The 18,535-nt window shown below is 65.2% G+C and carries 18 protein-coding genes and 2 pseudogenes; 11 read left to right on the forward strand and 9 right to left on the reverse strand.

The window, feature by feature from the left end:
• Positions 1–434 precede the first annotated feature (434 nt).
• Positions 435–1,244 (reverse strand): TlpA family protein disulfide reductase, encoded by an 810-nt coding sequence (locus tag CFB50_RS19570; RefSeq protein ID WP_089446942.1) that lies wholly within the window; start codon positions 1,242–1,244, stop codon positions 435–437.
• A gap of 516 nt (positions 1,245–1,760) precedes the next feature.
• Between CFB50_RS19570 and CFB50_RS19575 the strand changes: the two genes are divergently transcribed.
• Positions 1,761–3,071, forward strand: coding sequence for an MFS transporter (locus CFB50_RS19575; protein WP_089446943.1), 1,311 nt, complete (start codon positions 1,761–1,763; stop codon positions 3,069–3,071).
• Between the two features lie 98 nt (positions 3,072–3,169).
• Here the strand turns inward: CFB50_RS19575 and CFB50_RS19580 are convergent, their stop codons facing one another.
• The 4 genes from CFB50_RS19580 to CFB50_RS19600 form a co-directional block, all read right to left on the reverse strand.
• A complete protein-coding gene (locus CFB50_RS19580; RefSeq protein WP_069250552.1) occupies positions 3,170–3,760 on the reverse strand; it encodes a DUF4410 domain-containing protein in 591 nt (196 codons plus the stop codon).
• A gap of 247 nt (positions 3,761–4,007) precedes the next feature.
• Positions 4,008–4,904 (reverse strand): LysR family transcriptional regulator, encoded by an 897-nt coding sequence (locus CFB50_RS19590; RefSeq protein ID WP_069250554.1) that lies wholly within the window; start codon positions 4,902–4,904, stop codon positions 4,008–4,010.
• 76 nt (positions 4,905–4,980) lie between these two features.
• On the reverse strand, positions 4,981–5,685 hold the full coding sequence (locus CFB50_RS19595) for a cysteine hydrolase family protein (protein WP_083266038.1): 705 nt from the start codon (positions 5,683–5,685) through the stop codon (positions 4,981–4,983).
• Positions 5,686–6,039: 354 nt separating this feature from the next.
• Entirely contained in the window at positions 6,040–7,047 is a 1,008-nt protein-coding gene (locus CFB50_RS19600; protein ID WP_089446944.1) for a hypothetical protein, read from the reverse strand.
• 193 nt (positions 7,048–7,240) lie between these two features.
• Between CFB50_RS19600 and CFB50_RS19605 the strand changes: the two genes are divergently transcribed.
• On the forward strand, positions 7,241–7,966 hold the full coding sequence (locus CFB50_RS19605) for a class I SAM-dependent methyltransferase (protein ID WP_069250556.1): 726 nt from the start codon (positions 7,241–7,243) through the stop codon (positions 7,964–7,966).
• Positions 7,967–8,128: 162 nt separating this feature from the next.
• Here CFB50_RS19605 and CFB50_RS19610 read toward each other — a convergent pair whose 3' ends face one another.
• Together CFB50_RS19610 and CFB50_RS19615 are read right to left on the reverse strand one after the other, a co-directional pair.
• The gene (locus CFB50_RS19610; RefSeq protein WP_069250557.1) at positions 8,129–8,593 is read right to left on the reverse strand and encodes a hypothetical protein; all 465 of its coding nucleotides are present in this window, start codon (positions 8,591–8,593) and stop codon (positions 8,129–8,131) included.
• 78 nt (positions 8,594–8,671) lie between these two features.
• Positions 8,672–9,073: a hypothetical protein gene (locus tag CFB50_RS19615; protein WP_069250558.1), complete on the reverse strand. Its 402-nt coding sequence runs from the start codon at positions 9,071–9,073 to the stop codon at positions 8,672–8,674.
• 104 nt (positions 9,074–9,177) lie between these two features.
• On the opposite strand from CFB50_RS19615, the gene CFB50_RS19620 reads away from it, so the two are divergent.
• Positions 9,178–9,564, forward strand: a complete 387-nt coding sequence (locus CFB50_RS19620) for a helix-turn-helix domain-containing protein (protein ID WP_373452964.1) — start codon at positions 9,178–9,180, stop codon at positions 9,562–9,564.
• 274 nt (positions 9,565–9,838) lie between these two features.
• Here CFB50_RS19620 and CFB50_RS19630 read toward each other — a convergent pair whose 3' ends face one another.
• The gene (locus CFB50_RS19630; protein ID WP_069250559.1) at positions 9,839–10,315 is read right to left on the reverse strand and encodes a GNAT family N-acetyltransferase; all 477 of its coding nucleotides are present in this window, start codon (positions 10,313–10,315) and stop codon (positions 9,839–9,841) included.
• Positions 10,316–10,663: 348 nt separating this feature from the next.
• On the opposite strand from CFB50_RS19630, the gene CFB50_RS19635 reads away from it, so the two are divergent.
• On the forward strand, positions 10,664–12,328 hold the full coding sequence (locus CFB50_RS19635) for an ABC transporter ATP-binding protein (protein WP_089446945.1): 1,665 nt from the start codon (positions 10,664–10,666) through the stop codon (positions 12,326–12,328).
• 41 nt (positions 12,329–12,369) lie between these two features.
• Here CFB50_RS19635 and CFB50_RS19640 read toward each other — a convergent pair whose 3' ends face one another.
• Complete coding sequence (locus CFB50_RS19640; protein ID WP_089446946.1) at positions 12,370–13,407, reverse strand: aldo/keto reductase; 1,038 nt, start codon at positions 13,405–13,407, stop codon at positions 12,370–12,372.
• 129 nt (positions 13,408–13,536) lie between these two features.
• On the opposite strand from CFB50_RS19640, the gene CFB50_RS19645 reads away from it, so the two are divergent.
• The 7 genes and pseudogenes from CFB50_RS19645 (at position 13,537) to CFB50_RS19675 (ending at position 18,230) form a co-directional block, all read left to right on the forward strand.
• Positions 13,537–14,421 (forward strand): LysR family transcriptional regulator, encoded by an 885-nt coding sequence (locus CFB50_RS19645; RefSeq protein WP_089446947.1) that lies wholly within the window; start codon positions 13,537–13,539, stop codon positions 14,419–14,421.
• Between the two features lie 336 nt (positions 14,422–14,757).
• A complete protein-coding gene (locus CFB50_RS19650; protein WP_069252830.1) occupies positions 14,758–15,009 on the forward strand; it encodes a type II toxin-antitoxin system prevent-host-death family antitoxin in 252 nt (83 codons plus the stop codon).
• Positions 15,009–15,429, forward strand: a pseudogene (locus CFB50_RS19655) (type II toxin-antitoxin system VapC family toxin). Before CFB50_RS19650 ends, CFB50_RS19655 begins: the two are co-directional and overlap by 1 nt.
• Positions 15,430–15,554: 125 nt before the next feature.
• Positions 15,555–15,749: pseudogene (locus CFB50_RS40065) on the forward strand (LysR family transcriptional regulator); the annotation flags it as partial.
• Positions 15,750–15,915: 166 nt separating this feature from the next.
• On the forward strand, positions 15,916–16,215 hold the full coding sequence (locus CFB50_RS19665) for an ArsR/SmtB family transcription factor (protein ID WP_069250563.1): 300 nt from the start codon (positions 15,916–15,918) through the stop codon (positions 16,213–16,215).
• 20 nt (positions 16,216–16,235) lie between these two features.
• Positions 16,236–17,588, forward strand: a complete 1,353-nt coding sequence (locus CFB50_RS19670) for a pyridoxal phosphate-dependent decarboxylase family protein (protein WP_069250564.1) — start codon at positions 16,236–16,238, stop codon at positions 17,586–17,588.
• Between the two features lie 174 nt (positions 17,589–17,762).
• Positions 17,763–18,230, forward strand: a complete 468-nt coding sequence (locus tag CFB50_RS19675; RefSeq protein WP_069250565.1) for a cupin domain-containing protein — start codon at positions 17,763–17,765, stop codon at positions 18,228–18,230.
• Positions 18,231–18,535 lie beyond the last annotated feature (305 nt).

The following is an 18,535-nucleotide window of genomic DNA, read 5'->3' on the forward strand; positions in this document are numbered from 1 at the left end:
GCGTGCACGCGCTGATGGTTCACGGGTGTCGTGCGGCGGTGCCGCCGGCTATTGGCACCGGGTGAAGCGCCAGCGTCCGTCTGTCTGACCGGCCCACGACGTAGGCCGGCGCCGCTAGTGATGACGCATGCAGTGCTTGCATTTGCTTGCGCGCATGCTCTGGTCCGGCGTTGAAGTCACGCGGCTCCTAGTCGAGCCCTTCGGCGTAGGCCGATGCCACATCGGCGATGCCATCAGGCGGAGCGCCGCATACAGATACGGCGTGATGGCATCCGTCTCCTGGTCGATGTGCAGGCCGTCGCGCAAGTTGGACACGATCGCGCTGACGCCTTTGACGGGGCCTATCGGATCGGTCTTCGTGTACCGGCTGGTCGTGGTCGAAGCGCGGATGTGACGAAGCGGCGTGGCGGCGCTTTCCGGTCAGCCACCGGGCATTACTGCCCGAAGCGCTGCGTGACGGTATCCTTCAGCCGCGCGGCGGTCAGCTCGCCCATGTGCGATTCGACGAGTTCGCTTTTTGCGTTGAAGAACAGCGTGGTCGGCAGTCCACGCGATCCATAGGCATGCATCGCGTGCAACGACGGATCGAGCAGCACGTGATCGAAGCGCAGGCCCTTTTGTTCGAGGAACGCGCGCACGACCTGCGCATTTTCGCCCTGGTTGATCATCAGCACCGTGATGCCAGGATGGTCACGCTGCGCCTGTTCGAGGATCGGCATTTCGCGCTGGCACGGCGGGCACCATGTCGCCCACAGGTTCACGACGACCGGCTTGCCGAGGAAACTCGCCGGCAACACGGGCGTCGCGTCGAGTGCCTGAAGCTGCATCGCGGCGAGCGGCGGTGCACTCTGCTGCAACGTCGCCAGCGTGCCTTGCGCGACGCCCCACGCACCGAGGCCCGCGACGATGCCGGCCAGCACCGGTCGCCGCAGCGCGGGCAAGCGGCGCAGGCGCCAGCCCGCGAATACCAGGGCGGCCGCCAGGCCGATGCGCCAGTCGAAGCCGCCGTCGCCGAGCGCGACGATCGAGCGTGGCGATGCCGCATAGTCGCTCCACCACCGCGCGATATAGCCGACGCGCGCGGCGATCAGCCCGAGCAGCAGCACGTCGAGTATCAAGCTCGATGCCGTCTTGTGATGCCCGTCAGGCGGGCGGCGCTGGATGAAACGCGCGACGAGCCACGCCACCAGCGCGGCGGCGGCTACCGCGACGACTCGGATCGAGAAGGGACCGATGCTCAGCATGAAAAGGAACAGTTGGACGTGGACGAGCGAAGGAGGAGAAGTGATTGTCCGCCACGGCGATGAAGCCGTCGACGGTCGTGCGGCGATTCGACAGGTTGCCGCGTATGGGGGTTCCCGTCGAGAACGTAACGACGCGTTGCGGATTCGATGGAGTCGGCAGGCTCGGGACGCCGTGATTTTCAGGCGGGCAGGCTGCAATTCAGACCGGTCTGATGGTCATTGGAATGGCGTTCGTCAACAATACCCAGGCCGGTCCGGAGTGGTATCCGCCGGCATCCCATACAGGGATCTCTCCTTGGCGGCCGCTCTCCCCGGGCGGCCGATTTTTTGTCGTCAAGCGTGCGGGCGTGAATGCCTGGTGGCGGCCGGTGGGCGCGGCCGCGAACCGACTCATGTCGGCTGATTAAACGGAATAGGACCGCTGCCAGATGCGAGCACCGGGCATTCACTCGCGCATTGCATGAATTGCATTAAGCCGGCCAGCGGCCGGCGGGGATCACCCGATGGAGGAGACGCATGACGAACCATGACGCGGCGCTGCGCACCGCGCCCCCCGGCGACACCGCCACCACTGCGTCCACTGGCCGCTACGTTCAGCTTGCGCTGCTCGTCTGCGCGGCCGGCGCGATCTACCCGATGCTGTACCTGCGCCAGTTCTACCAGGACACGATGCTGGGCCTGTTCCAGATCACGCGCACGCAGCTCGGTTATCTCTATTCGGCGCTCGGCACCACCTTCCTCGTCTGCTACCTGCCGAGCGGCTGGCTCGCCGATCGGCTGCCGCCGCGCTGGCTGATCGGCTTCTCGCTCGTGGGCACCGGCGCGCTCGGGTTCTGGTATGCGAATGCGAGCGCGCCGTCGTATGCGACGTTGATGGCGATTTTCTGCGGCTGGCGCGTGACGACGGGCCTGACGTTCTGGGCGTCCGTGATCAAGCGCGTGAAGACGATCGCGCGGCCGAGCGAGCAGGGTCGGTTCTTCGGGTTTCTCGACGGCGGCCGCGGGTTGATCGAGGCGCTACTGGCGACCGCGTCGCTTGCGCTGTTCGCCTGGCTCGTCGACACGCGCGGCGTGTCGCACGGCGGCGCTTTCCGACAGGTGGTCGTTGGCTATTCGACGGTATGCATCGCGCTCGGCGCGCTGCTGCTGTTCGTCAAGGATGCGGGCGGGGCGGCTGCGCACGATGCGGTGACAGCGGAGAAAGGCCACCTCGGCCGCGACCTGCTCACGCTCGCGCGCAATCGCCGGCTGCGGGTCTTCGCGCTGATCGTGTTCTGCGGCTACCACCTGTCGTGGGCGACCTACAGCATTACGCCGTATCTGCAGCAGAAGGGCGTCGGCATGTCGATCGTCGCGGCCGGCTTCATCGCGTCGCTGAAGTTGTGGATGCGGCCGATCGGCGGCATCGGCGGCGGCTTCGTCGGCGATCGCATCGGCACACTGAACGTGCTCGGCGGCGCGCTGTTCTGCGCGGCGCTCGCGTTCGTCGGGCTGATCGTGTTTCCGTCGCTCGACCAGATCGCGCTGCTCGTGGGCGTCGTGATCGTGATCGGCCTGTTGACGTATGCGGTGCGCGGCCTCTACTGGAGCGTGCTCGAACGCTGCGACGTGTCGGCCCGCATCACGGGGCTCGCGATCGGCATCATCTCGCTGCTCGGCTATTCGCCGGATGTGTTCCTGCCGCTGCTGAACGGCTGGTTGACCACCGCGTATCCGGGCATGTGCGGCTATCAGCTTTACTTCGGCTATGTCGCATGCGTGAGCGCGGTGGGTGGGGGCGCGTGTCTGCTGCTGAAGGGCATGCTGAAGGACGAACGCGCCCGCTGAACGTCTCCCCGTTCGATATCCGCTTCGTCGTCGAAGCGGCGCGCGCCGGGGTGACCGCCCGACGAGCCGCGCATGCGCGGCCCGTCGGGCGTCGACGATTACAACTTCTTCGCCTGCGCGGCGTCTGCCTGTTGTTGCGCGTCAGCCGCCGGTTCGAGCGTCGTCAGCGTCTTCTCGGTGAACTTCTCGTAGAGCCAATTCATGCGCGTATCGTCCATGCCGCCGGCGATGCCGCCGAGCGCATACGAAGCCGACACCTTGAAGCGGTCGACCTGATGATTGTCGGCGTCGACGAGCGTCACGGTGCCATCGACATGATCGTTGCCCGCCATGAAGCCGAACATGACGGCCGAGAAGCTCGAGCGCACGCGAATGCCGGTGACTTCCACGTTCAGGTGCATCGCATCGGTCGAATCCGCCTTTGCCAGCAGCTTGCGTGCGGCCAGTGCGCTTTCGATTTTTCCTTTCAGGTTCTCGGGGCTGAATTTCAGATTGTCTTTCAGCGCTTCCTGGGCGGCGTTGTCGAGCGTGACTTGCACGATCACGGGTTTCGAGCCGAATTTGGGCGTCGACGCCGTTGCGATGGCCCCCGCTTGATCGCTGGCGTCGCGTGTCACGCTGCTCGCGCAGCCTGACAGGAAGCCGATCGTTACCAGTGCCAGTGCGGCATGACGGAATACAGATTTCATGATTTGGTCTTTTTTAGTTCGGGTTATTTGAGATGGCTCTGTGGCCGGGCGGAAATCTAGCACGGGACGATGCGATTCAAAAGGTCGAATAGATCGAAAATCGATTCGGCACGTGTCGACCATGGCTTTCTTTCGAGCTCGATCACGTGAGCCGCGATTTCCCCGAATCGGATCGACTGAATATCGCGCCGGCGGCCGCTGCGGCTGACGGCCTGAACGGCGCAGCAGGCGCGAACGCGCCGCCGCGTCATGCGTGCGCGTCGTAAAGCGTTGCGACGAAATCGACGAACGTGCGCACCTTGGGCGTTACATGCCGGGATTTCCGATACAGCGCGTAGTAGTGGCGTTTCGCCAGCGTATGGCCGGGCAGGATGGGGACGAGCCGCCCGTGCGTGATGTCGTCCCGCACCGTATGGTGCGTGAATGCGGCGATGCCGAGCCCGGCGATCACTGCCGCATGCAGCGCGGTGATCGCGTCGATGCGCAGCGGGCCGTCGAGCCGGATCGTGACGGGTGCACCGCGCGGCGGCGTGGCGCGCCAGCTCGTCCGGTCGTCGCTTCCACTATAGGCGAGCAAGTCATGTTTCTCGAGGTGCGCGGGCGTGCGTGGCAGACCGCGACGCGCGACATAGTCGGGCGACGCGACGAGAATTTCATCGGATAGCGCGAGCGTTCTCGCGACGAGGTCGGAGTCCGGCAGGCCGCTGCTGATGCGCAGCGCGACGTTGAACCCCTCGCCGATCAGATTGACGAAGCGGTCGCTGCACGACACGTCGAGTTGGATGTCCGGGTACGCGCGGCGAAACGCGGGCAACCATGCGGGCATCTCCAGCGTGCCGACCGACAGCGGCATGCTGACGCGCAACACGCCCGACGGCTGGCCAGGCGTGTCGGTCACGTCTTCCGATGCCGCCGCGACGCGTTCGAGGATGTCGACGCATGCGTCGTAGTAGCGCGCGCCGGCGGGCGTCAACGAGAAATTCCGCGTGTTGCGGTTGACGAGTTGCACGCCGAGGCTCGCTTCGAGCAGCTTCAACTGGCGCGATACGGTCGAATGGGTCGTGTCGAGGCGATCGGCCGCGGCCGAGAATCCCCGGGCTTCGACCAGGTTTCGGTAGACGCGCATCGCGAGCAGCTGATCCATGGCGGGTTCCGATGCGCGGTCAGGAAGGTTTCCGGATTCGCCGCGCCAGCCAGGGCCGGCGCGGCACGACGGGCGATCAGCGCAGCGGCAGCGCGAGGATGTCGGCCGTCGTTTTCACGTCGCCGAACGTGTCTTCGATCTCGGCAAGCGCGGCACGGTGCAGCGTGTCCTTGTCGATCGATTGGCCGTTAGCGCGGACGATGGCGCGCGTGGCAGACGCGTCGGATGCTACCACGACGTTGTAGCCCAGCGGCGCGGCATCCCGGGCGGCGCCGGCCACGCACGCGTGCGTCATCAGGCCGGCGATCACCAGCGTCTTGACGCCGTCTGCCTTCAGGCGCTTGTCGATATCGGTGCTCGCGAACACGCTCACCGTTTCCTTCTGCACGACGGTGTCCGTCGCACGCGGCTTCATCTCGGGAATGAACTCGATGGTCTTGCCGCCGAGCGCGAACACTGGCGAACCGGCCGGCGCGATGTGCTGCACCTGGTAGACGCGCATGCCGTTGCGATCGGCGAAAGCGATCAGCCGCTTCGTGTTGGCGATCGCCTGTTGAACGTCGGCGATCGGCATCTTGCCGTTCAGGTATTCGTTCTGGAAATCGATGACGACGAGCGCGGTCGTCTTCGGATCGAGATGGTCGATCGGCTGCGCACCGGCCATTGCGCGGATCGTCGGCGTCGCGGGCAGGCTGGATGCGGCTTCGGCGGCGGGCAGCATGGTGGCGGCCGACGCGAGGACGGCATAGCGGGCGAGGTTGCGGATCGAGAAGGAAAACATGTGTGTGCTCCTGGTGGAAAGTGAGTGGTTCGAACTATAGGGAGGCCGGGTCGAAATCGCGTCACCGCCGGGTGAACATCTTCTGTGCAGATCGCGAACGAATCGCGCGGGGCCGGTGGCAGGTGCGACGGAGCGGGCGGACGGAGGCGCGAACGACACGTCGGTCGGCCGGTCGTTGGTGCGTCATGCCATGGTAAGACGCAGCACCTTCTGGATCATTCGGCCGGGGCCGATTCACGCAGGTGTTTGCGTAGGACGGGTCTTAGCGAGGGTCAGACGGCGGGCGGCGGCGAGTTTGGGCGACGACGCGGCTGTTGCGCGACGGTTTGACCGTGCCTGTTGTGCCGCTGCCCGTTATGGGCGGTTTCCCGACACTGCCCCGCCGAGCCGATACGCGGTGAAGAACTCATACCAAGGCGACCCTTCCACAACCGGCACGTTGAGTGCCGCCGTCCGCTGCTTCAACGCGCCGAATACGTCGTTGATACGCGCCGTCTGCCCCGCATCGTTGAACGGATAAGGCCGCGCCCGGCCGGCGGCGAATGCGCCATAGGCGATCGCAAGCAGCCGCGCGCTGTCGTCGGTCGATGCGATCGACTCGTGGATCATTTCCGCGAAGCGCGGCCGGTCTTCGGCGCGTGATCCGGACAGGCACAGGAACACGATCGCCGACAGTTCGTGCAGATCCTTCACCCGCAGCAGGCCCGGCAGCTGCGCGACGACCTTCTCGACCGGCTCGTCACGCAGTGCATCGCTGAAGTCGAGCACGGCGGTCATCGGATTCGTGTCCGCTTTCAGGCGATCGAGCGGTGGCGGTGCAGACGACGCGTTGGCCCCGTCCGGTGACGCTGCTGTCGCAGACCGCAACGCATCGGCCACCTGCTGCGTCCATTCCGGAAAGATCATCCGCACGTTGCCGAACTGCTCGCCGCCTTCCGCGGCCGGATTCCATCGATACACGATCGTGCCGCCGCGAATGAACGGTGAATACAGGTGCTCGGGCGTTTGCGGCAGCGGCCGCCGGTTGATCGGCAGCCACGCGAGCGTCAGCCAGTCGTAGCGTCCGGTGGCGGGTACGGAAGGGCTCGAGCTCGCGACGACCTGCCACGTGCCGCGATTCGCATAGCGGCGCCGCGCGTCGGGTACCGGGACGGTCTGGCCTTTCGCAGTGTCGAAGTACGTCGTGCCGGTTACGTTCGCGCCGCTGTCCGCGGCCGGCGTGAGGGTGGCGATGACCCACGACGCACCGTCCGCCGCACGGTAGTCGGACGGCTTGAGCGTCGCGACGTCGTGCACCATGCGCGTTTCTGCCGCGACGGGGCTCGGGGGGAGAGTGGCGGGCGCGGCCAGGATGCTCGGCATGGGATGTCCTCGGAATCGGGTGCGTATCGTCGGGCGGCGGCGACGTGCAACGGCGCAGATTGTTTTATGTCACTGTAGAACGTCGTGGCCGGAAACGGAAACCGGCAAAGCGGCGTACTCCGCTCACGCGTTCCGCCGCTTCGGCTTACCATGCGCATCCTGAGCCAACGACGCACACCGGGCGGGAGCGCACATGACCGACACGACAGCCATCACCGAACACTGGACGCAAGTCGCCGACCAATGGATCGACTGGGCCGGCAAGCCGGGGCACGACGCGTTCTGGAAATACCGCGCGGGGCTCGCGGCCTATATTGGCCGCGACACCGGCCGCGCGCTGGAGATCGGTTGTGGCGAAGGCCGCGTGAGCCGCGAGCTGAAGGCGCTCGGCTACGACGTGACCGCGACCGACGTGGTGCCCGCGATGCTCGACGCCGCGCGTCACGCGGATTCCGCGCATCGCTACGAGCTGGCCGATGCGGCGTCGCTGCCGTTCGACGCGGCCAGCTTCGATCTCGTGATGGCGTACAACGTGCTGATGGATCTCGACGACATGCAGCGCGCGTTGAACGAGGCGCGCCGCGTGCTGAAGCCGGACGGCACGCTGTTCATCTCGCTCGTGCATCCGTTCCGCGATCGCGGTGGCTTCGCGGGACCGCAACACGATGCGCCGTTCGTGCTGAAGGGCAGCTATTTCGGGCGCGAGCATTTCGATGGCGTCGAAACGCGCGACGGGCTGTCGATGCACTTCGCGGGTTGGTCGCTGCCGCTGCAGGCATACATGGAGGCATTGGAAGCGGCCGGGTTTGCGATCGTGTCGCTGCGTGAGCCGCCGCCCGATCATGCCGATACGGAGCAACTGAAACAGTGGGCGCGCGTGCCGCTGTTTCTCTGGATCAAGGCTCGGCCACTGCTTTGAGCGCATGCGAATGAGCGGCGACGCGGATGTTTCGCGCGGTTTTCAATTCGGATGGTTTACCGACTTATCGGGCGGCCCCCTGCTAAACGAGCGGTAGCCAACGCCGTGCTTCGGCACCTCGACATCTTATTCGCGCGGAGTATCTGTAACGCTGATCTTGCGTTACACAACCTGCTGTTCGTCGCTGGTCTCGATCGAAACCGACAAGAACTGCTTGCCACGCGCTGGTGCACCCGCGGGTTCCAGTCGCAAGAGAAAATCGAAATATCGTTCCGGAAGCTTTCCAAGTTGTTCCTGGATCGCTGCCAGCTTGATGAGGCACTGGGCGTCCCAGTTCATTCCGACAACAAGCTCGCTCGTCACACCGTTCCACTCGCTAAGTAGAATAGAGGCCGCACGAGCATGCTCCTCGGCGAAGCGTTCGATGCGTTGTTCGATGTAACGCGCATCGTCACGCATCAACGTACCCGAGATGCACAATGAAACGGTATGCGCTACGGTGTCGTGTTTCACGTACACGGTGGCGATACCGCTCAGGTGCCGGGATACCCGATCGAGTTGTTCATCGTTCAAGTCGTCTTGGACGGGCAGTGCGCCTGAGAGGCTGTACGGTGCGGGCTCTTCCATTGCGAACCTCCAGAGGTTGGGGGGAAACCAGTGTCCCGATTGGGGCGAAAATCTCAGCTTTTAGATAGCCTTGGCGGATCATCCGAGCGGAGCCGACAGTATCTGAGTGTTTTGACTATCAGAATGCGGCGGCGTAGGCGTGTGATGCCGGACGTATTCTTTCGCCGGATCCTGCAACCGTTCGACGTGTCGGCCCGGCGCGAGGGGCATGAGGGATTGTTCGCCGAACCGTATGCGACTGAATACGGCGGCGGTTCGAGCCCACTTCTGGGAGAATTCTTTCAGATCGCCTTCGATAGAGGTGACCTCTTGATCGGTAAGTGCACCGCGAACGCGGATCATGACCGAATGCGTGACGGCGTCAGTGACGCAGTACACGGTCGCGGAAGCGGGCAAGCTTTGCGCGAACTGCTGCGCGTGATTGCGTCGGAAGCCACCGACAACGGAGAGTGCGCCGCAGATTTCATAGGTGGAAGTCATATCGCCTCCTGCGAAAGAGCGACGGCATTGTCAGATGCATCTCGCTACCGTCAGTGTCCGATCGACCATACCAGCCATGTTATGGGTCAATTGAGCATATGTCAATGGAAATGAATCAACTGGATATATTTTCTGTACGCCTGAGGCTGGAGCGGAAACGACTGGGGATGAACCAGACCGAATTCGCGGCGGCGGGAGGAGTTCAACAACATGCGCAGGTCAACTACGAAAAAGGGGCCAGACTTCCCGATGTGAGTTATCTGGTAGGGATCGCGGAATTGGGTGTAGATGTCCAGTATTTGCTTACCGGCCGCACGTCCGACCCCGGAACTTTGGCGCTAACCCGCGACGAAGAACTGCTGCTTGCGGGCTTCCGAGAATTGAAGCTGCGTGAAAAACGCGGGGTGCTGGCGCTCGTGGCTGCGATCAACGGCACGCCAATGGAACAACCGGGGACGGGGAGGGCGGCGGATGAGACCGAAGACGTTTGATTTCGTTGGACGTGCGGGGAGTGTATAGCCGAGATTTGAAGCTCCAGAGCAGGGGAATGGCCAGTCCAGAGGGTTAATCTGGCCCCATTATGAGCGACGAAAACTGACATATCGAAATGGTGTCCTTGGGGATACAAATATCCAGTGAAAGGACGAATTCGTATCCCGCGGGCTACCGTGGGTTGGGACGGCACATGTCCACCGACGGTCTCGCGCACGTGGCGGGTCGCCAATGCGTCGAATGAGCGGGGGATAAATACCCGACTAACTGTACTCAGCGCGGCAGCGTCTTTCTGTAAACAATTCCGCCCGTTTTTTCCGCGACGGTGTCGTAGAGCCGCATCGCCGTGTGGTTCGTCTCGTGTGTCTGCCAGTACACGCGTTCGGCGCGATGCGCACGCGCGGCGTCGTACACGGCTTCGATCAGCGCGCGGCCGATGCCCTCGCCGCGCTCGCTGTCGAGCGTGAACAGGTCCTGCAGGTAGCAGGTCGGCCCGATATGCGTCGTGCTGCGGTGATACAGGAAATGCACGAGTCCGACGAGCCTGCCGGCGCGCTCCGCGACGAGCGCGTGCACCGGTTCGTAACCGTCGAAGAAGCGCGACCACGTGAGTTGCGTGACCCGCAGCGGCAGGGCCGTGTCGTCGAAGCGGCCGTAGAAGCGGTTGTAGCCGTCCCACAGCGGCAGCCACTGGTCGTAGTCGTGTTCCGTGACCGCGCGTACGGTCAGTCCGGTGTCGTTGGCGTTCATGTTGGCGGACCTGTCGAGGAGAAGAGGGTGCGCTGCCGATCCGGCCGGCGCGTCGCAGGTCTCACGATAGGAAGTTCGCGGCTCCATGGGTAGGCCCATGATGACCGCATTTCATGGTGCCACGATTCGACACATTCTCACGACGTCGACCGTCAGGCAGAACCCGCGGCGATCACGTCGGCTGCGCTTGGAGCCGTCAGGTTTGGCCTTCGCGCATTCTGGAGCCGCGGGCTTTCTTCCGCGCAACACCGCCGCCATCCCGCCCGAACGACGCCACGCCTTTCACTCTGTTAGACTTTTTCGCCCATCGCCGCCAACCGGGCTGCGCCGTGCCCGGTTCATCCCGCCATGAACGACACCCGTGCGTCGCATCCGATCACCGAGGTCCTGCGGGCCTACTGGGAGGCCGATCGCCTGATGTTGCTGACGGTCGTGGCGGTCGTCATCCTGTCGAGCGCGAGCGCGGTTGCCGCCCCCTATCTGTTCTCACGCCTGATCGACGCGCTGTCGCACCGCGACGTGGTCCACGCGCTGATCCCGGGCTTCGTGCTCTACGCGGTGCTGCTGGGCCTCTCCAGCGCACTGCAACGCGTGGTGCAGTACCTGGCGTTCATGAGCTCGGAGAATCTGGGCTTCATCACCAGCACGCGCTTTTTCGAGCGCATCCTGAAGAAGACCACGGCGTTCTTCGTCGAGCACAATCCCGCCGAAATCCAGAACGCGAACCAGCGCGGCAGCCGGGCGCTGTCGGTGATCGTGCAGCTGAGCCTCATGGAACTGATCCCCGGCGCGCTGCAGATCGTGCTGACGCTCGTCACGCTCGGCGCACTGATCAATGTCGAGGTCGTGGCCATCACCGCTGCCTACGGTGCGGTCGCGGTGACGATCGCGATTGTCGGCGCGCGGCGCTCGCGCGCGTTCCTCGATCGCGCGATCGAGGCCGGGCAGGAGAATGCGCGCTTCGTCGGCGGCGCGATCAACGCGATGGAAACGCTCCGGCATTTCGGCAGTCATCGCTGGATGAACGAACGTTTCTCGGAGAAAGCACGTGTCGTGCGCGACAGCTGGCGCGCGTATGTGCTGCAGCACGTCCGCTATCTTGCGGCGCTGGGCCTCGGCCTCGCGATCCAGTTCGCGGTGACGTTCTGGCTGCTGCTGCCGCGCCACGCGGCGGGCGCGCTGTCGATCGGCGACATCGTGCTGTTCAACACGTTGCTGCTGCAGCTGAACCAGCCGTTCGAGATGATCGCGCGCGCGGTCGGCGAGTGCGCACGCTCCCGCGCGGCGCTCGGGCCGTTCGCGGCGCTGTGGACGGCGCCCGAGGAGCGGCAGGTGTCGCACGCGTCGGCGTTCGCGCCGCGCGACGGGCGCATCGTGTTCGACCGCGTCGCCTATGCGTACGACAACGGCCGCGGCGTGACCGACGTCGACTTCGTCGCCGAACGGGGGGCGATCACGTTCCTCGTCGGTGAAACCGGCGCGGGGAAATCCACCGTCTTCAAGCTCGCGCTGAAGTCGATCGAGCCGACCGGCGGGCGCATTCTCGTCGACGGCGTCGATCTCGCGGAGATCGATCGCGCCGACTGGTACGGCGCGGTGGCCGTCGTGCCGCAGGATGTCGTGCTGCTGAACGAAAGCCTGGAAGACAACATCCTGCTCGGCCGGCCGCGCGATGCGCAGCGTCTGCGTGAAGCAGCGGCGAAGGCGACGATCCTGACGTTCATCGAGAGCCTGCCGGACGGCTTCCGCACGACGGTGGGCGAGCGCGGGCTGAAGCTGTCCGGCGGCGAGCGCCAGCGCGTCGCGATCGCCCGTGCGCTGTATGGCGAGCCGACCGTGCTGTTCCTCGACGAAGCGAGTTCCGCGCTCGACGAAGCCACCGAGCGCGACATCATGGAACACGTGCGGCTGTTGGCCCGCGACGTCACGGTCGTGGCGATCACGCACCGGCGCTCGGTCATCGGGCCGGGCGACAAGGTCGTGCGGCTCGGCGATGCGCGCGTGCCGGCTTAGCGCTGCACGGCCGCGTTCGCAGGTCCGCAGGCCGCCGGCGCTTACCCGCGCAGCGGCGGATTGAGCTGCGCGAACGCCTGCTGGCGGCGATACGGGAAGTACGGATAAGGCGCTTCCACCGCGCTCGCTGCGTCGAGCTTCGCGACCTGCGCGTGGGTCAGCGCCCAGCCGACCGCGCCGAGGTTCTGCCGCAGTTGCTCCTCGTTGCGCGCGCCGATGATCACTGACGATACCGTCGGGCGCTGCAGCAGCCAGTTCAGCGCGATCTGCGGCACGGTCTTGCCGGTTTCCTCCGCGATCGCGTCGAGCGCATCGACCACGTCGTACAGGCGTGCGTCGTCGACCGGCGGCCCGAAGCTGGCTGTTTCATGCAGGCGGCTGCCTTCGGGCAGCGGCGTGTTGCGTCGGATCTTGCCGGTGAGCCGGCCCCAGCCGAGCGGGCTCCAGACGAGTGCGCCGAGCCCCTGGTCGGCGCCGAGCGGCATCAGGTCCCACTCATAGTCGCGGCCGACGAGCGAGTAGTAGACCTGGTTCGCCACGTAGCGCGACCAGCCGTGCCGGTCCGCCACCGCCAGCGACTTCATGATCTGCCACCCGGCGAAATTCGACACGCCGATGTAGCGCAGCTTGCCCGCGCGCACGAGATCGTCGAGCGTCGAAATCACTTCCTCGACCGGCGTGCTCGCATCGAATGCGTGGAGTTGCAGCAGGTCGATGTAGTCGGTGTCGAGGCGGCGCAGCGCGTCGTCGACGGCGCGGACCAGCCGCGCGCGCGATGTGCCCGCGTCGTTCGGGCCGCTGCCGGTCGGCAGGCCCGTCTTCGTCGAGATCAGTACCTGGTCGCGGCGTCCCTTGATCGCGGCGCCGAGCACGCGCTCGGATTCGCCGTCCGAATATACGTCGGCCGTGTCGAACAGGTTCACGCCGGCTTCGAGGCAGATGTCGACCAGGCGGCGCGCTTCGTCGACACCCGTGTTGCCCCATGCGCTGAACAGCGGGCCGGTGCCGCCGAACGTGCCGGCGCCGAAGCTCAGGACGGGAACCTTGAGGCCGGAGCGGCCGAGGGTGCGGTATTCCATAGCGGGTTTCCTTTGGGTGATCGACGTGTCGAGGGTGGCCGCGTGGCCAAGTGTTGCCACACTGTATCGCTTGCGGATATTTCGGATAATTGGGCAGACTTCGAAAATATCGTTCGGAAGGGGCGAATAATGCTGCTCGACAATCTCGCGCTGTTCCTGCGCATCGTGGAGAAGGGCGGACTGGCTGCGGCGGGCCGCGAGTTCGGGCTGTCGCCGGCCACCATGTCGGAGCGGCTGACCGCGCTCGAGCGCCACTACGGCGCGGCGCTGCTCACGCGCACGACGCGCGCGATCAGCCTGACCGACGAAGGCCGCACGCTCGTCGACGGCGCGCGGCGCCTGCTGGCCGAGGCCGATGAACTCGAAAGCCGCGTGCGGCTCGGCGTGCAGACACTGTCGGGCCCCGTGCGCCTAAGCGCGCCGGCCGATCTCGGACGCGAGCGCGTGGTGCCCGTCGTCGACGCGTTCCTCGCCGAGCATCCGGGCGTCACGGTCGATCTGCATCTGGGTGACGGCTACGTGGATGTCGTCGGGCAGGGGCTCGATTTCGCGATCCGCCGCGGGGTGCTTGCCGACAGTTCGCTGCGCAGCCGTTCGCTCGGCCGTGCGCGGCGCGTGGTATGCGCGTCGCCCGCGTATCTCGGGGCGCATGGCACGCCGCGGCATCCGGACGATCTTGCCGCACACGACTGCATCGTGATGCGCTTCGGGCCGAACCTGTATGCCGAATGGCCGTTCAGCGTTGATGGCGAACCCCGGCGCGTGACGGTGCGCGGCCGGCGGGTGGCCAATGATGGCGCCCTCGTGCGCGCGTGGTGCGTAGCGGGGTACGGCGTCGCGCTGAAGTCGCTGGTCGACGTCGAACAGGATCTGGCGTCCGGCGCGCTCGTGGAAGTCCTGCGCGCGTTCTCGCCGGGCGACGTCGATTTGCAGATCGTCTTTCCGGGCAACGCGGTGCAGCCGCGGCGCGTGCGGGCGCTGATCGACAGGTTGGCGGAGGTGCTCCCGGCGTGAACGCATGTCGATGCAGTTGCGTCGAATTCGATGCAGCGACGCCAACTCCATGCCCATCGGGTGGCCATTGTGGCGTGTTCGTTTCGGCAACGGCGAAGCTCGGCATGGGTTGGCCTCGGAATCGGGGGCGCGTGATCGAACGGAGACGATTCGTTGCGGTGCATATTGACGCTTCCTGCTAGACGACTTTGTCGCCGGAAATGGCGTTCGTGCGCAGGCGCACGAGGTATCGATGAAGACGCCGCGCGCGGGGCCGGATCAACCGGGGCAGGCAATGCCGCGCAATCTCATCTGTTGATGTAACACACCTACATTGATTGGTTTGAGGAGTGCATGATGACCATCACCACGCTCTCGAGTCGCGAGCTCAACCAGGACGTGGCCAAAGCGAAGAAAGCAGCAAAGGATGGCCCGGTGTTCATTACGGACCGTGGCAAGACTGCCCATGTGCTGCTGAGTTTCGAGGAATACCAGCGTCTCACGCAGCAACGGCGCAACATTGCCGACTCGTTGGCCATGCCCGGTGTCGAGGACATCGAGTTTGCCCCTCCGCGCGTGGAGATCGGTATCAAAAAGGTTGATTTTTGATGATGTTCGTTCTCGATACCAACGTCGTGTCGGAACTCCGGAGGGTACGAACGGGCAAGGCGGACAGAAACCTGGCGGCCTGGGGTTCAACCGTTGACGCGCCAACGCGCTTTGTTTCGGCAATCACGATCATGGAACTGGAGACTGGCGTCTTGCAGATCGAACGCCGGGACACGGCTCAAGGCGCCCTTCTGCGGGCATGGCTTGACGAGCATGTCCTGCCGGAGTTCGCGGGTCGCGTGCTGCCGGTTGATACGGCGATCGCGCAACGATGCGCACGACTCCCTATACCGGATCGGCGGTCCGAGCGTGACGCACTCATTGCCCGCGACGGCGCTCGTGCATGGCATGACCGTCGTGACGCGCAATGTCGCCGATTTTGTTGAAACCGGCGTTGCTATCGTGAATCCGTGGGATTGAGCGAGGGAACCCTCCCTCTCGAACAAGGAAGCGGGCGCGGGTTCGTTGACTGACCGCGCCTTCATTTCACGGTAACGCTTACGCGCGCCCCTTGTATCCCCAGCATTGGCGGATGAGCCGCGCCAAGCGACAGTTCGGTGCGTAGTCGCTCGCTCGACCGTGCGCGGCGCGTGGTGTACGCGTCCCCCGCGTATCTCGCCGCACACGGCACGCAGCCGCATCCGGACGATCCTGCCGCGCATGACGGCATCGCAATGCGTATCGGGCCAGACTTGTACGCGGAATGGCCGTTCAGCATCGACGGCGAGCTGAAGCGCGTTTCCGGCGCTGCGTGCGAAGCGTTGCACCGACGCGCCTGCCGCGATCGCATCCGGTGCCGATACGGCGACCGGCCACACCACAGCGTCAGCTCAAGTCGCCCTTCGAATCGATTGCCCACATTTCGTCATTTAGCTAATATTCGAAACGTTAAATGAAACCGAACCCATGGACGACGTCACCCGCATCAGCGCACTGGCCAACGAAAGCCGCCTGGCCGTGATGCGCTGGCTCAAGCAGCCACGCAAGCATTTCCCGCCGCAGCCGCACGGCGATTTCGACGAACTCGGCGTGTGCTGCACGTACATCACCGAGAAGCTCGGCATCGCGCCGGCCACGACCACGCGCCACATGCGCATCCTCGCGGATGCCGGGCTCGTGCAGGCGACCCGCGCCGGCAAGTTCACGTACTACAAGCGGATCGACGGCGCGCTGCAGCAGCTCGGCCGCGATCTTTTGCAACTCTGATTCCCACCGAGGCAACCGACATGGACGAACTTGCATTGCTGGCCGACGCCGACCGGCGCGCGCACGCGTATCTGGCCGCGACGAACGAGCGGCGCGCGTTTCCCGACGCGGCCGCATTGGCCGGCCTGGCGGCGTTCGACGAGCCGCTGCCCGATACGGGCCGCCCGGCCGACGACGTGCTGCGCCTGCTCGACGAGCGCGGCACGCCTGCGACCGTCGCGTCGAACGGACCGAACTACTTCGGCTTCGTGATCGGCGCCGCGCTGCCGGCCGCGGCGGCGGCCGAGCGGTTGATGCTCGCGTGGGACCAGTGCGCGTCGTCGTACGCGAATTCACCGGTCGCCGCGACGATCGAGCGCCAGGCCGCGCGCTGGGTCGTCGACGTGCTCGGGTTGCCCGAAGGCAGCGCGGTCGGTTTCGGCACGAGCGCGACGGCCTGCACGCTCGTCGCGCTGGTAGCCGCGCGGCGCGCGCTGCTCGCACGCAAGGGCTGGGACGTCGACGCGGACGGCCTGATCGGCGCACCCGAAGTGAAGGTCGTGATCTCCGAGCTCGCGCACATCACGGTGAAGAAAGCGCTGCGCGTGCTCGGTTTCGGGATGAAGCGCCTCGTCGTCGCACCGGTCGACGCGCATGGCCGCATCGACCCGGCACAGCTGCCGCCGCTCGACGACATGACGATCTTCTGCGTGCAGGCCGGCGAAGTGAACACCGGCGAGTTCGATCCGTTCGCGGCATTGATTCCGCCCGCGAAGGCGGCCGGCGCGTGGGTGCACGTCGACGGCGCGTTCGGCCTGTGGGCCCGCGCATCGTCGAAGCGCGCGCTGACGGACGGTATCGACGGCGCGGACAGCTGGACGACCGACGGCCACAAGTGGCTCAACACACCGTACGACGGCGCGATGGTGATCTGCCGCGACGCGGCCGCGCTCGCGACCGCGATGAACAGCGACGCCGTGTACCTGAGCGGCGCGCAGGACGCGCAGAAGAACCTGAACCTGGAATTCTCGCGGCGCGCGCGGGGCATTCCCGTGTGGGCCGCGCTGCGTTCGCTCGGCCGCGCCGGCGTGGCCACGATGGTCGAGCAGCATTGCGCGCAGGCGGCGCGGGTCGCGGACGGCCTGCGTGCCGCCGGCTACGACGTGCTGAACCGCGTCGTGCTGAACCAGGTGCTCGTGCGCGCCGGCACCGACGATGAAACGGCGGCGATCCTCGCGGCCGCGCAGGCGTCGGGCGACGTGTGGTTCGGCGCGACGGTGTGGCAAGGGCGGCCGGCGTTCCGGATCAGCGTGTCGTCGTGGCGGACCGAAGACGCGCACATCGATCGTCTCGTGGCGTTGCTGACGGAACTGCGCGGCGTGCACGTGCGCTGAGCGGCGACAGTGCAGTGGCGGCGCGCGCGGAGGTTCACTCATTCACGCGCGCTAGCCGCTCGCGATGGCGGGGCTCGCAACCCCTCCGCAAGCGTGAAAATGTCGGACAATGGCCGCTGCGCGCGCCACGCCGGCGCCGCGTTCAACCAAAGAATTCACGCTTGCGAGATCCCCATGTCGACTCCCTGTCCCCGGGAACTGCTGAAGGCCGCCGATATTGCGAAGATGGAACCGACGCGCGCGGTGCATTCGCTGAATCCCAATGCCGTTCGCTTCAAGCGACAACTCAGCGACCTGACCGGCCTGACGCAAATCGGTATTCACCTGCTCACGCTGATGCCCGGTCACGAATCGGCCGAGTATCACCGTCACCTGTACGAAGAAGAGTTCGTCTACGTGCTGTCAGGTACGGGCGCGGTCACGATCGGTGAACGCGCCAGTGAAATCGGACCGGGCGATTTCATCGGCTTTCCGCGCGGCGGTGAAGCGCATACGGTGCAGAACACCGGTGATACGCCGCTGGAACTGCTCGTCGGCGGGCAGCGGCTCGAACACGACGTCTGCGAATACCCGCGACTCGGCAAGCGGCTGTATATCGCTGGCGAACTCGAGGACTATGTCGATCTGCCGAAGCAGCCTTGATTGCCAATCGTGCATTCAATGTTCCATTTCGCATAAAAACCGAATCAATAACCTCGTGTTTAGATAAACGAAATAAAAATTCGTAAAAACACGGGGTAGAGAAAACGCGTTTATTTGGGCACGCTTGTGCGCATTGTCCGCTCCTGGGCGCCGGTATTTCGACATGCCGGCGCGTCTTTTTCCAGGTGCTCGAATACGGAAATAAGTACACGCACCCGGGATTTTCGACCGATCGGCCGGGCAAGCGGAATCCATCAAAAGCATCCTGATTTAAAGATCAGTAGTTCGAATCAACATCCTGATTC

Source organism: Burkholderia sp. AU33423 (assembly GCF_002223135.1).
Classification (GTDB): Bacteria; Pseudomonadota; Gammaproteobacteria; order Burkholderiales; family Burkholderiaceae; genus Burkholderia; species Burkholderia lata_D.